We start from the raw sequence: 14,388 nt of genomic DNA on the forward strand, positions 1-14,388 counted from the left end.
TTATTTGACATCGTCACTAAGATTTGAGGTCCAAGTCTCAGTTCCATCTTCATTACGCTTGGCGTTATGGGAAATGGTTGCTTCCTGCACGTCGCCAAAGCCCCAGTGGCTTTGCGGCATGTCAGGGAATTGTTGAGCAAGGCCCTGCAATGGACCTCTGTAAAGCATGCGGTTAATCATCGTAACAGCCTCGACACGAACGATATTTTTTGTCGGCTTGAAGCTGCCATCCGGATAACCGGTAAGGAATTTGCCGTTGTACAACGCTTCGATAGTATCTGCCGCCCAGTGTCCTGTTGTGTCCTTAAAGTGTGTTGTCGCTGGTGCGCTCACTTCAAGCTTCAGGAACCTTGCCATTACGGATGCAAGCTCTCCTCTCGTAACAGGCGCATCCGGACGGAAGGAACCGTCTTCGTAGCCGCTGAAATAGTTGTTTTTTGTTGCGATCTCAATGTAGTTCGTTGCCCAGTGGCCTTTGCGAATATCGTTATAAGCCAATGGATAGTTTACATCCTCGTTTTCTGTAAGCCTTGCGACAATAGCTGCAAGCTCTGCGCGAGTCAACGAGCCTTCCGGCTTGAACTCCTTGTCGGGATATCCCAAAATATAACGATAATGCGCAAGGTCGCCAAAACGCTCGGAGTATACATTGATTTTCACAGATGATTTTACCGTTGCGCCGTTAGCCAGAAGCTCGCCTGGAATATCAAATGCCGTATCCGCTGCTTTCATAAGCGGCCATTCGATAATCAGCTTAAAGCCTCCCGTTTGTCCTGCAAGCACATTGGCAACCTTCCATACGACCAAGTTTCCGTTAACCGCTCCGCCAGCTGCGTCTACAATAACAGCTCCTGCCGGAACCGTAACTTTAATCTCGCCCGTTGCAATCGTGCCGCCGGTAGCATTTTTGTAATCAACGGAAACCGTCGATTTTGCGCCTTCCTTTACCTTGTTTTTATCCACGGAAAGGGTTAGCGTCGGATCAGCAGCCGGTGCGGCTGGCACACCTGCCGGAACCGGAATCAGCTCCAAATCATGTCTGACAATTTCCCATTCTACAGAAAGAACGGGGCTTACGTAGCTTTGGTATCCGTTCTTCGATACAACAAGATAATAATCGGTTTCTGGATAGACCATATACGCGTAGAATCCAAAAGCATCGCTTAGCTGCTCAGGACTTGCATTGTCATTCGGTGCAAACCCAACGAGTGCTGGCAAGGTCACAGTTGCTCCCGGCGTAATGCCTTTCCCTTTATTGCGAGCAGTGTCTGCATAATGCAGCACGACGGTTGCCCCTTCAATAACAGCCTTCGTAACTGAATCTGTAATCGTACCGTATGGATCAACCAACGCTTCGGAAATATTCATCTCGCCGGAAGCCGTTACGCTTACCGCAGTCCGGCTAAATGCAATCGCCTTGCCCGGTTCAACCTCATATCTAATTTCAAGCTCGTATTCGCCGATAGCGAGGCCATCCGCATTAAATACACCCTGTCCATTCAGCGCAAAAGCTTTCGGAGCTCCGCCTTCCGAAACATAGCTGCCGTCCGCCTGCTTCAAATAAATCGTCGTCTTGGCAAGCAGATCGCCGCCGAACATGGAGGATTTGCCGTCTGGCTGCTTAAGCAGCACGATGCCGGTTACCGTTTTCTCAGAGTCGAAATTTTCTTTCCCCGAGCCTGTAACTTCGCCAACCTGAGCCGTTTGTTTGTACGTAACAGGCGTAGCAACTCCGCCTACATATACCGATTGCGTCACATCCAAATCGTAAATGACGTCACCCTTCGGCACAACGACGTAGTAAGCTCCGCTTGCATCGGTAACGACCGTTTGATCAAAATCCACTCCGGCCGTAATAATGCCGTCCCCATCAAGATCAAGCGTCACGCGAACGCTGGCTCCCGCCACAGGCGTGTTCGAGCTGCCTTTCGTAATGAAGCCCTTCACTGCGGCAGGCTGGAACGTAATGCTCACTTCGTCCTGCGACTTCAAGCCACGTGCCTTATCGTACACGTTCGCCCGAACAGGAACGATTTGCTCGTCGACACCTGTAATTTTCGCCGATTTATACGTTGCTTTCGCTATTCCTTGCTCATCCGTTACCGCAGTATTGCCGCCTACGAATTCACCTTTATGAACAGGAGCCGTGAAAATAACGGTTACGCCTTCTATTGGTGATCCGTCAGCATTTGTCAGCACGGCCGTAAGCTCGGTTGTTGATTTGCCATCGCCCAAAATTTTCTCCGGGCTTGCCGTAAGATTTAGATCTGCTTTCAGCACTTCAAAGCCGTTATCAAGCAATCTTGTCTCAGAAGCTAATGGGGCACCCTCTACGTCAAATGCCGTAAAAGCTACATCATATTTGTTCGCTGCGGTTGCCGCAGGCAGCAAATACGTTGTTTTCTCCCACTTCTTATAGCCGTCGAGCGCAAAGCTGTCCTGATTGACTAATATAAGAGGTACTGAAATACCGTTCACATTCGCATATACCTTCTCCGCGAGCCAAGAGCTAACTGCACGCAGCGTGAGCTGCTCGCCGGGAATGATTTTTAATACGTTAGGATCGCCTTGAGCCTTGTCGCCTGCCCAGCCGTCCAGCGCTCGATGGATATTAATCGTTACGGTTGCCGGTGCAGAAGTCTGGTTGTCATAATCTGTTACGCTGTACGTGAAGCTGTCTTGTCCCGAAATAAAATCGTCATTTGGCGTATAGATCCACGTGTCGCCTGATACATCATCATCTGCGGGTCTAAGCGAGCCTTTGACTGGATTGCTCTCCAAGCCGTACACGAGCGTCGTTACCGTCTCCATGTCCGTCCCTTTAAACGTAATGATGATTTCCGTTGTGCCTTCTTCCACGTTTGCCGTGATAGGCTCGGCAACAGGCTTGCCGTTGTAAGCAATCGACACCTTAGCCGGTGCTTCGGCATATTGCTTGCCGTCGCTTGCGCTCCAATCGAATTCAACCGTGCTGCCTTCCGCCAAATGAGCTGAAGGCTGGAATTTCAAGCTTGCCAGCAAGCTTTTTGCAATCGGAGCCGAGCTGCCCTGCTCCAAATATACGGATTCCCCTACTGAAGAGGTATACCAAAGCGTTCCGCTCTCTCCAAATTGTGCAGGAAGGGTAATAATAACTGCACTTAATTGATCGCCGCCATCCGCATCTGTAAACCGAGGCGAATCTGTAAAATCAATCGCGTTAAAATCAATGACTCTGCCCGATAGGCCAGCCTTGATCATATCGCCAACAACTGGCGGCGTATTGATCTTAATTGTAATCTGTTTGTTGTCCTTCGTGTATTGCTTGCCATCCGAGCCGCTCCAGTCGAAGGTTACCGAACCTGTAGCGTTAGAAGCAGGCACGAAGGTTAATCCATTCAGCTCTCCCGCTTTGATCTCAAAGTCCGGAGTCGTTATCGGGATTGCCGGTCCATCTCCAAGCTGCAGCATTAACTGGCCTTTGGCTGGCTCAGGAAGCGATACAAGCTTCACTTTATCCAAGCTCTCGTGATCCTGGTCGCTGTATACAGCTGTAAAGTCTGCTTGCTTAAACGGTACCGTTTCACCTTTCAAAATCGATTTTTCAATTGGATCAACCGTCGGCGCGGCATTAGCCGTAATGGTTACTGTGGCTGCAAGCACCGCGTATTTCTGGCCATTTTCGCCATTCCAATCAAAAGCAGCTGTGCCTGTGAAGCCGCTTGATGCAGGAGCGAAGGATAGTTTAGCAATGTCTCCGATGGCGATTTCGTCACCGGCAGCAACGGCTTCGCCGTTTAACAATAGTTCACCTTGCTCTGCTGCAGGCAGCGTAACAATCTTTACTGCCTTAAGGCCATTCGCATTGGAAGCTCCGTTAGCCTTCGAGTAATGGCTTTTGAACTCATCTGCCGTAAAGCCGGTTGGATCGTATTGAAGTCCTGTTTTTGCAATATTGCTGACAACAGGATCATTTGTATAGGTAATGCTGGCTTTAGCTGGCGCTAAAGAGTACTGATTGCCGTCATACCCTTCCCAATCAAATACAACCGTGCTTTCTTCTGCCAGATTCATAGCTGGGACGAAGCGCAGGCTGTTCAAATCCGTTATCGCAATTTCTGTTCCGGATGTAACCTGAGTCTCATTTCCCGCTAACGTATAGAGAAGCTTGCCGCTAGTCCCAAAGTTCGCTGGCAGCGTAATGCGCACCTTCGTTAGCGCGTCATTTTCCTCATCGACATATGCATTAGGGTTAGCGAAGTCCGTTGCTTTCAAAGATACCGTTGTGCCCGCTATAGCCGCGAAAGAGATATCGCTTACAATCGGCGCAGCATTAATGGTGATCGTTACCGTCTTCGTATCCTTCGCATATTGCTTGCCGTCCGAGCCGTTCCACTGGAACGAAGCTGCGCCTGCGGCACCGCTTGCCGGAACAAAGCTCAGCTTGCCCAAATCAGCTGCGTTAATTTCGTTGCCGGCTGCTACCGCAACGGCTGGATTACTGCCATTTTTGAACCACAGCTTGCCTAGCGCCGGATCAGGCAAAGAACTGATTTTCACCTTGCTCAAGCTCTCGCTTGGCGTAGTTGCATCTGTATACTGGCTCGTGAAATCGATTGCTCCAAAAGCCAATGTCTCGCCTTGGTTAATCTTTTTGGCGATATTAGCCACTACAGGAGCGACATTTGCCGTAATGGTTGCTTTAGCATCAATGGCAGCATACTTGTTGCCATCATAGCCGTTCCATTCAAATGACGTTGTTCCCGTGAAGCCCCCAACTGCCGGAACAAAGCTCAGGTTAGCAAGATCCGCCTTAGCAATCTCATCGCCGAGTCCCACATTCACATTCTGAAGCTTAAGCGTGCCTCCGCTCGGCAGCGAGACAATCTTCACCATTTCAAGCTTAGCCGGCTGCGCTTGTCCGGTTACGCGATAGTACTTGCTGCTAAAATCCGTCAATGCGAATGTCGTTGGCTCATATTGAAGGCCCGTTTTCGCAATATCCTTTACTGCAGGATCAAAGGTGGATAAGGAATAAATATGCTGTGCGGTGCCCGGCTGATCTTTGTCTGCCTGCTTGTCGAACAGCATGATGTTCACTGTATACTCCTTATTTGGATCGGCGCCTGGAACGGCAAGATCAATATTGCCCCATGTGCTCGGCTCACCTTGTTTGGCGTTTAAGAAGCTTTTCTCCTTCAGATCCACGTTTTGATCGACGATTTCCGTGCCGATTTGCGTTTTCTGAATGACGTTGACTTCCATATAGAAGTCTCCGCCCGCTTTTGGCAGAAAGCCCGTATCAATCGTTACCTTATTAGTTCCGACTGCTACCGTTGCACCCGTAATTTCACCGGTTTGCCTTATGCCGCCATCAATGACAAGCTGGCCCCAATCGACGTTGGTTACCCAGTCGCTCTTGTTGTTCGGATGATCAAAATAATGATGAACGGAAATGCCTACGAAATGATCTTGATTAGCCGCGATTCGGCTCCACTGATCTTCTTTTATTTCAATTACGGTCGTATTCCATGAGTTGTTTTTTCCTGATAGGGCTCCCAAGTAAAACGCTTGCGGAAACTCCTTCTTGTATGTAGCAGTGCCGAACCCTGATGCCCGCCAAGGTGTTGTCGGCGCAGCCAATGCGATATCCTCAGGCTTGGATGAAAAATAGACGCGGTCCCATTCGCCTGTACCGTTCTTGTTCGCTTCATCATACTCGTCTACATCATAAGCCCGAATAAGCATATAGGCGCTTTTTGTAGGCTTTGCCTTAACATCGTTAATCTTAAATTCGATCGGATAGACATTGGCGCTCTCAGCACCTTCGTTGCCGACAAGCTTGTCCATATCATTGTCAGCCGTACTGTCGGCTGCGCCGCCCTTCCAGTTGTCCGTGCCGGTGAAGTAAGTGGCTCCTGTTGTATCCGTTCCTGCGGCATTCACAGCATAAGGAACCGGAAGAAGCTGTGCCAGCAACAAGGTTACCGCCATAAATAAGGCGATCATCTTTTTTCCCCATAAGCGGTTCCGCTTACGGCTTTTCATTCTTACACTTCTTGACTCCAAAATGTGCAATCTCCCTTCCGTGCTTCTTTTTTCGGGTAAGTCCAAAACACCTAACCCCTTCCTCTTTGTCATACTTTAGGTCTACTACTATATTACTAGTCATAACTGTACAATTTCTGTACAAGTTCGACAGAATGCGCGGCGTTCTCAAACAAACCTTGTCGAATGTTCTGCATTCCACAAAGCAGACAGAAAAAAACGACTCCGCCGCTTTTTATAGCTGCAAGAGTCGTTTGGGTTTAGTATGCTAATCGATTGGTTTGGAATAAGTCCGGTATACGGCTTAGGCTTGCTCTTCTTTAATCGCTTTAAGGCGTTTCATCACGTCGTTTGAGCCGCGGCCGTAGTAATCATGGAGCAGATTGTATTCCGCATACAGCTTCTCATAGACCGCTACATTCGCCGGGATCGGCTTGAAGGATTCCTCGCGGACGCGAGCCATCTTCTGAGCCGCGTCTACGATGCTGTCGAAGCCGCCTTTCGCCGCGCCGGCCGCTACCGCTCCGAACATCGCCGCGCCAAGCGCCGGCGTCTGCTTGGATGCCGCCACCTTGATTTCACGATTCGTAACGTCTGCATAAATTTGCATGAGCAGCGCGTTTTTCTGCGGCAATCCGCCGCATGCGTACAGCTCATTTACTTCGACGCCGTTGTTATGGAAAGCGTCAACGATTTTGCGCGTGCCAAACGCCGTTGCTTCAAGCAGGGAACGATAAATTTCCCAAGGCTTCGTCAGCAAGGTCAAGCCTACAATCGTACCCGTCAAGTCTGTATCGACCAGCACCGAACGGTTGCCGTTCCACCAGTCCAGCGCAAGCAGGCCCGATTCGCCAACGTTCAGCTCGCTTGCTTTGCGAGTAAGATAAACATGCACGTTTTCGCCAGCTTGCTCCGCCTCTTGAAGCACGTAGGCAGGAACCGATTCCTCAACGAACCATTCAAAAATATCGCCTACCGCCGATTGCCCCGCTTCATAACCGAAGTAGCCCGGAATGATGCCGTCCTCAACGACGCCGCACATGCCTTCCACTTCCTTCTCCTCCGTGCCAAGCAGCATATGGCAGATCGATGTTCCCATCGCCATTACCAGCTTGCCCGGCGTTACGACGCCAACACCCGGCACAGCCGCATGCGCGTCCACGTTGCCAACTGCGATTGCCGTGCCTGGCGCAAGGCCGATACGGGCAGCGAGAGCAGGAAGCAATTCGCCGGCTTTCGAGCCCAGTGGAACAACCTCGCCGCGCAGCTTCGTCTCCGTCAAGTTCTCCAGGCGCGGATCAAGCGCTTTGAAAAAATCCTTGCTTGGATAACCCTCTTGCTTATGCCACATGCCCTTGTAGCCGGCGGTACAGCTATTGCGCACGATATTGCCTGTCAATTGGCCGATAACCCAGTCCGTCGCTTCAACGAATTTATCTGCCGTTTCATAGATCTCAGGCGCTTCGTTCAAAATTTGCCAAGCTTTGGCCATCATCCATTCGGAAGAAATCTTGCCGCCATAACGTGGCACCCATTTCTCTCCGCGCTGCGCAGCCATCTCATTGATGAGGTTAGCCTCGTCTTGGGCCGCATGATGCTTCCACAGCTTCACCCAGCTATGCGGATTGTCCTTGTAGGCATCCTGCGTGCAGAGCGGCTCGCCTTTTTCATCAATAGGAAGCATGGTGCATGCCGTAAAATCGATGCCTAGGCCAATCACGTCGGCAGGATCGATACCGGATTCCTTCATCACGGCAGGAACGGACAATTCCAGCACTTCAATATAATCAAGCGGATGCTGCAGCGCCCAGTCATACTCAAGCTTTATGCCGGAGACCGGCAGCTTCTCGTCGATAACGTGGTGAGTATAAGGCGTTACGTGCTCTGCCACTTCAGCACCGTTAGATAGATCAACAAGAACGGCGCGTCCCGATTGTGTGCCGTAGTCCACGCCAATTGCATATTTTTTGCTCATTATCCGAGTCCTCCTTATTTTTGGCCGTAGTAGGCGTTTGCTCCATGCTTCCGCAAATAGTGACGGTCTAACAAGTCTTGGTCCATTGGCTGTACGTTCGGATTAAGCTGGAACGTATGAAGCGCCATTTTTGCCACTTCCTCCAACACGACTGCATTATGAACCGCATTATGCGGGTTCTTGCCCCAGCAAAATGGCGCATGGCTGTTAACAAGCACCGAAGGCACTTGATTCGGGTCGATCTTGTTTTTCTCGAACGTTTCGACGATCACGTTGCCCGTCTCCAGCTCGTAAGCGCCTTTGATTTCTGCTTCCGTCATCGCGCGCGTACATGGCACCTCGCCGTAGAAATAGTCGCCATGCGTCGTGCCAAGCGACGGGATTGCGCGTCCCGCCTGTGCCCAACTGGTTGCCCAAGGCGAGTGCGTATGGACGATTCCGCCGATCGTCGGAAATGCTTTATACAATAACACATGCGTTGCCGTATCGGAGGATGGACGCAGGCTGCCTTCAACAACGTTGCCTTCCAAATCCACAACAACCATTTGCTCCGCTTTCAACTCTTCATAAGGAACGCCGCTCGGCTTAATGACCGCATAGCCGGACTCCCTATCAATGCCGCTGACGTTACCCCAAGTAAATGTGACTAATCCGTATTTCGGAAGATCCATATTCGCTTCCCAAACCGCATGCTTTAGCGCCTCCAACATGAGAATTGTACGCTCCCTTCAAACTTGCATTCATGTACTTGCCCCTATTCACTTATACGGACATTACCATCGAATAGCTCTGTTTTTATTATAAGTTGTACGTACAAGTGTGTCACGTTTTTTTTTGCCGCATTTCAACCAAGCATGAAGCGATCAACGGCTGGCTAGCTTTTGGGCGGCTGCGTGGATTCACGGATCACGAGCTCAGGATCATATACCTTGTCCAGCGTTTGGCGCCGCTGCTGCTTCTCCACCATACCGAGCAGCATGACGACAGCATCAGCGCCCATTTCGGTTTTCGGGTGGGCGACTGTCGTTAGCTTCACCTCCGTAGCAGTTGCCAAGTTAGCATCATCGAAACCAACGATCGATAGATCCTCCGGTACGGAAAGCCCGATCTGCCGCACGATATCAAGCATTTTTACCGCAAGCTCGTCGTTGTAACAAATGATAGCGGTCGGGCGCTGCTCCGGTTCACGTTGAAGCAAATCGAATAGCGCCTGCGCCGGCTTATCCTGCTTCTCTTCCGTAGAGTAGCGCAGCAAATAATCCGGCGGAACGGTTAAGCCCTGCTCCCGGTGGGCTCTTAGAAAGCCGCGCATCCGGTGTACGCCCTGAAAGTCATCGGTTTTGAAAAAGCCGGCGATCCGCGCATGCCCAAGCTTAATGAGATGCTCCGCCGCGCGATGGCCCCCAAGCTCATCGTCGACCCGAAGGCAAGGCGCATCCACGTCGCTGTAGCGTTCATTCAGCATAATATAAGGAATTTTGAGCGCATCCAGCGCCAAAAAATAGTTGAAGTTCGGGTTCCCCTCGGCACTCTTCGTCGGCTCGATAATAAGCCCGGTCAGCGGCTCGCGAAGCATCGACTCTAAGCTGTCCTTCTCTTTCTCCTTCTCGTTATCGGTGCTTGCCAGCAGCAATCTTGCGCCTACCGCGCGCAGGCTGGATTCAACGCCTCTAACGATCGTCGGGAAAATATAATCCGATATATGTGTTGTAATCATGCCGATCGTCATTCCTTGCGAAGCGTTTTTCCGCTCCGGCGCCGACTGGTCGGATACGAACGTTCCTTTTCCTTGGGCGCGGTAGAGCCAACCCTCTTGCTCCAGATCACCGAGCGCCTGACGGACGGTTTGCCGGCTCATTTCAAACTGCTTGCCGATCTCATTCTCCGATGGCAGCTTATCATGCGGCTTAAACTGCGCCGTGACGATCCAGGATAAAATTTGCTGCTTTAATTGCATATATTTGGGCGTTTGCTGTTCCTTCACTTCACACCTCAGCTCCGTTAGTTGTATGCCTAGTAGTATAGCATAAGCTTAACTTGTACGTACATGATCTTGTCGCCGCAAGCGACAGCTCTATAAAACAAGAAAAGCCGCCCAGCGGCGGCCCTTCAAATGATAGCGTTAAGCGTTCGTCTCTTTCAGCCTATCCAGCAAATACTTCCTGACCTCAGCGCCCAGATCTGCACGCTCTAATGCAAAATCGATCGTAGCCTGCACGAAGCCCAGCTTATCGCCGACATCATGCCTGCGGCCATCGAAGCGGTAGGCGGATAACGAGGCTATTCGGTTTAGCTGCTGCAAGCTGTCCGTGAGCTGAATTTCCCCAGCCTTGCCTGGCGTTGCTTTCTCCAGCAGATCGAAAATAACAGGGTCGAGGACATAACGGCCGACAACCGCATAGTTCGAGGGAGCCTGTCCTTGCGCCGGCTTCTCGATAATATCGCGGACGCGGGCAACCTGCTTGCCGCGCTCGATATCAACGATGCCATACTTATGCGTCTGATCCCAAGGCACTTCCATGACGGCTACGACCGACGAATGCTCCTGCTCGTACACATCCATCATTTGGCGCAAGCAAGGGGGATCCGACTTCAAAATATCATCGCCAAGCAATACGGCGAAGGGCTCGTCCGCAATAAAGCGGCGCGCGCACAGGACTGCATGACCAAGTCCAAGCGGCTCTTTCTGGCGAACGTAATAAATATCAGCCAGCTGCGATATTTTGCGAACCATCTCCAGCATTTCCTCGTTATGGCGAGCCTCCAGCTCCATTTCAAGCTCAGCCGATTTGTCAAAATGATCCTCGATTGCCCGCTTGTTGCGACCGCTGACAATAACGATGCTCTCGATCCCGGATTGAACGGCTTCTTCTACTATATATTGAATAGCAGGCTTATCGATGATTGGCAGCATTTCCTTCGGCTGCGCCTTCGTGGCGGGCAAAAACCTGGTGCCTAGCCCTCCGGCAGGTATGATCGCTTTCCGTATCCGCTTCTCCATTTGTAGCTTCTCCCCCAAATCGTTACATTACACGCAAAATATGCTCCCTTCATCATAACGGTTATCCCCTTATTTATCCATGCTTTAGCGCGTTATGAGCTGCTGGGCGGAGCGAGCGGAAGCCGAATCATGAAGCTTGCTCCGGCAAGCTGGTCCGCACCCGGATCGAGCGTAATATTCCCGCCGTGAATTCTCGCGATCTTGTGGGCAATCGATAGTCCGAGACCGCTGCCCCCTTGGCTTCTGTCCCTAGATGCATCGCCTTTATAAAATCGCTCGAACACGCGCTCCCGATCCTCCTCGCTGATGCCAATTCCCGTATCCGTAATGCGTACGACAGCGAAGCCGTCCTGTTCCGTTAGGAAGCAAGATATTTTGCCATCCTCAGGGGTGAATTTCATGCTGTTGGAAAGCAGGTTCATCCAAACCTGATTAAGCTGATCGCGATCTGCGGTAATGGTGGTCTCCTCCATTAGCAGCTCAACCGTCTGCCTCTTCGCAATCCAATGAGGCTCGCATGCCAGTACGACATCGCGCAGCTGTCGATCCAGCCGATACGACTCGGGATGGAAAGGATGATGCTGCGAATCCAGCGATGCCAAGTTGAGCAGATTCTCGCTCAAACGCGAAAGGCGCATGCTCTCTTGCTTAATGATGCTAATGTAACGCTCCCGCTCCGCTTCCGTTACTTCCTCGCTGCGCAGCGCTTCGGCGAAGCCGCCAATCGAGGTGAGCGGCGACTGGATTTCATGCGATACGTTCGATACGAAATCCTGTCGCATCATTTCGAGCTGCGACAAGCTGAGCGCCATTTTGTTCATGCCCTCGGCCAGCTCGCCAAGCTCATCGCCGCGCCTTGCAGGCAAGCGGACGCTAAAATCACCTTCTGACATGCGCGTTGCGGCGTTCGTCATCATTTTTAACGGCATCACCAAATAACGCGCCGCTACCAAGATCAGCACGCTGCCGACCAAGAGCAGCGTGACGAGCAGCGTTACTGCCGTCCAGATAAAGTTGCTATTTTGCGGAAAACGATCCGGCTGAACGAATAACGCCCACCTCTCGCTGCCGAACTGCGCCAGCTTGCCAAAAGCCGGCGGCAATGGCGGCTCCCCTACCTCGCTGAATATGTTCAGCCGAACCGTGCTGCCCCGGAATGCGCTGAGCAGCTGCTCATATGTGAGACTTCTGAGCATCAGCTCGCTTCGCTCTCCGGCTGTTACGACCCGATTGTTAATGCTGACCGCGATAATCGATTGCCCCTGCAGAGCAGACATTTCATCCAAAAAAACCTTTATCGAAGTAGGCTTGGACACGGCATACAGCTGCTCGATCCGATCAATCGACTTCTCCATTAATTGCGGCAGCTGCCCCCTTGCATCCCGCTTGAACATTTGATTCGTAAATAGAAAAGCAACGCCAATGCTGATCAATACGATAATGAGAAAAGTGGCGGTTATCCGCACGTATAAGCTATGAATCATGCCCATTCCTCCAGCCGATACCCAAGGCCGCGGATCGTGACGATACGAAAGCGGTACTGCTCCTCGGGAAAGCGGTCACGCAGCCTTTTGATATGTACATCCACCGTTCGCTCGTCGCCCTCGTAATCCATCCCCCATATTTGTTCAATAAGCTGATCCCGCGCGAAGGTTTTGCCCGGATAGCTTGCCAGCTTGAACAGCAGCTCGAACTCTTTGGGCGGCAATGTAAACTTCTCTCCGCTCGCAGACATATGGAAGTCGGTTTGGTTCATGGTGACATCGCCAAATTCGACGGTCTGGGATGCGGTTATCCGGTATCTCTTGAGCAGCGCCTTGACCCTCGCAACCAGCTCCGGCGGATCAAACGGCTTAACCATATAATCATCCGCTCCAAGCTCAAAGCCTCTTACCTTCTGGGAGGTTTCCCCTTTGGCAGTCAGCATGAGCAGCGGGATATCATAGCTTGATCGCATAGCCGCGCAAAGCGCCCAGCCATCCATACGCGGCATCATCACATCGATAATCGCGAGATCAGCGCGAACCGCCTCAAGCTTCTCTAGTGCATCTACTCCATCTATCGCTTCAATGACCTGATAACCTTCTCTTTTCAAAAATAGGCCAACCAGCTCTCTAATGTTCGGATCATCATCCGCAACGACGATTTTCGGCATCTTGTGTGTCCTCCAGACCTGCTTATGTAGTCGACGCAATCAGCATACAATACGAACATGAACGTTACATGAACGATATTGACTTTGATGCTAGATTGTAATAATTTTAAAGTAGTATTTATTATCTCAGAGCATTTTTAACTGGAGGCGAATATAGATGACTTATAAAACGATTATTATCGGTACAGGTCCTGCCGGACTAACATCTGCTATTTACTTGGCTCGCGCGAACATGGAGCCGCTTGTTATTGAAGGCTGGCAGCCAGGCGGCCAACTTACAACAACAACGGAGGTCGAGAATTTCCCGGGTTTCCCTGACGGCATCCTCGGCAGCGAGCTGATGTCCAATATGCGCAAGCAAGCGCAGCGCTTCGGCGCTACATTCAAGACGGGCTCCGTAAAAAGCGTGGATTTCAGCAAACGTCCTTATACGCTTGACGTGGAAGGCATTGGCGAGCTGAAGGCGGAATCGATCATTATTTCGACAGGCGCTTCGGCTAAATACCTTGGCATTCCAGGCGAGCAAGAAAATATCGGACGCGGAGTCAGCACTTGCGCTACATGCGACGGCTTCTTCTTCCGCGGCAAAAAAATTATCGTAGTCGGCGGCGGCGACTCCGCAATGGAGGAAGCGGTGTTCCTTACTCGCTTCGCATCCGAAGTAAGACTCGTGCACCGTCGCGACGATTTGCGCGCATCAAAAATTATGCAGGACCGCGCTCGCGCCAACGACAAGATCGTTTGGAGCTTAAACCGCACGCCGCTTGAAGTCGCTGCTACAGGCATGGGCTTGCAAGGGTTGAAGGTGCGCAATAATGAAACGGGCGAGGAAGAGCTTCTTGAGACGGATGGCGTATTTGTTACCATCGGACACACGCCTAATACCGGCTTCCTTGGCGGCCAAATCGATACGGACGATCAAGGCTACATTATCGTGAAGCCGGGCACCACAGAGACGAACATCCCAGGCGTATACGCCTGCGGCGACGTTCAAGACCGCAATTACCGCCAAGCGATTACCGCTGCGGGAAGCGGCTGTATGGCTGCTCTTGATTGCGAGCGTTTCTTGGAATCACAGGCACATGAAGAGGTTCATGCGTAAACTTTTTTTTGCGAACCGACTAGTACAATACGTGCAAATTATGTATAATAAAATTGTTGAGAGATACAATAGAAAGGCAATGCTACCGCAACCATTTGTTCGCAATATGCTTCGCGTGAGCGGCGCCT

The 14,388-nt window shown here is 51.2% G+C and carries 8 protein-coding genes; 1 reads left to right on the forward strand and 7 read right to left on the reverse strand.

Going from position 1 to position 14,388, the window contains the following annotated elements:
- The 7 genes from A7975_RS21815 to A7975_RS21845 all read right to left on the reverse strand — a co-directional run bounded on the left by A7975_RS21815 (position 1) and on the right by A7975_RS21845 (position 13,158).
- A complete protein-coding gene (locus tag A7975_RS21815; protein ID WP_065386529.1) occupies positions 1 to 6,027 on the reverse strand; it encodes an S-layer homology domain-containing protein in 6,027 nt (2,008 codons plus the stop codon).
- A gap of 304 nt (positions 6,028 to 6,331) precedes the next feature.
- Positions 6,332 to 8,002: a ribulokinase gene (locus tag A7975_RS21820; RefSeq protein ID WP_053372742.1), complete on the reverse strand. Its 1,671-nt coding sequence runs from the start codon at positions 8,000 to 8,002 to the stop codon at positions 6,332 to 6,334.
- Between the two features lie 14 nt (positions 8,003 to 8,016).
- Positions 8,017 to 8,712 (reverse strand): L-ribulose-5-phosphate 4-epimerase, encoded by a 696-nt coding sequence (araD, locus tag A7975_RS21825; protein WP_065386530.1) that lies wholly within the window; start codon positions 8,710 to 8,712, stop codon positions 8,017 to 8,019.
- 164 nt (positions 8,713 to 8,876) lie between these two features.
- Positions 8,877 to 9,986, reverse strand: a complete 1,110-nt coding sequence (locus A7975_RS21830; RefSeq protein ID WP_053372744.1) for a GntR family transcriptional regulator — start codon at positions 9,984 to 9,986, stop codon at positions 8,877 to 8,879.
- Between the two features lie 138 nt (positions 9,987 to 10,124).
- Positions 10,125 to 11,003 (reverse strand): UTP--glucose-1-phosphate uridylyltransferase GalU, encoded by an 879-nt coding sequence (gene galU, locus A7975_RS21835; protein WP_065386531.1) that lies wholly within the window; start codon positions 11,001 to 11,003, stop codon positions 10,125 to 10,127.
- 92 nt (positions 11,004 to 11,095) lie between these two features.
- Positions 11,096 to 12,487: a sensor histidine kinase gene (locus A7975_RS21840; protein ID WP_082198372.1), complete on the reverse strand. Its 1,392-nt coding sequence runs from the start codon at positions 12,485 to 12,487 to the stop codon at positions 11,096 to 11,098.
- Positions 12,484 to 13,158: a response regulator transcription factor gene (locus tag A7975_RS21845; protein ID WP_053372747.1), complete on the reverse strand. Its 675-nt coding sequence runs from the start codon at positions 13,156 to 13,158 to the stop codon at positions 12,484 to 12,486. The genes A7975_RS21840 and A7975_RS21845 overlap by 4 nt, the downstream gene beginning before the upstream one ends.
- A 157-nt stretch (positions 13,159 to 13,315) precedes the next feature.
- Between A7975_RS21845 and trxB the strand changes: the two genes are divergently transcribed.
- A complete protein-coding gene (gene trxB, locus A7975_RS21850) occupies positions 13,316 to 14,260 on the forward strand; it encodes a thioredoxin-disulfide reductase (protein ID WP_053372748.1) in 945 nt (314 codons plus the stop codon).
- Positions 14,261 to 14,388: the final 128 nt, after the last annotated feature.

The organism is Bacillus sp. FJAT-26390 (assembly GCF_001682865.1).
In the GTDB taxonomy this organism is placed as follows: Bacteria; Bacillota; Bacilli; order Paenibacillales; family Paenibacillaceae; genus Pristimantibacillus.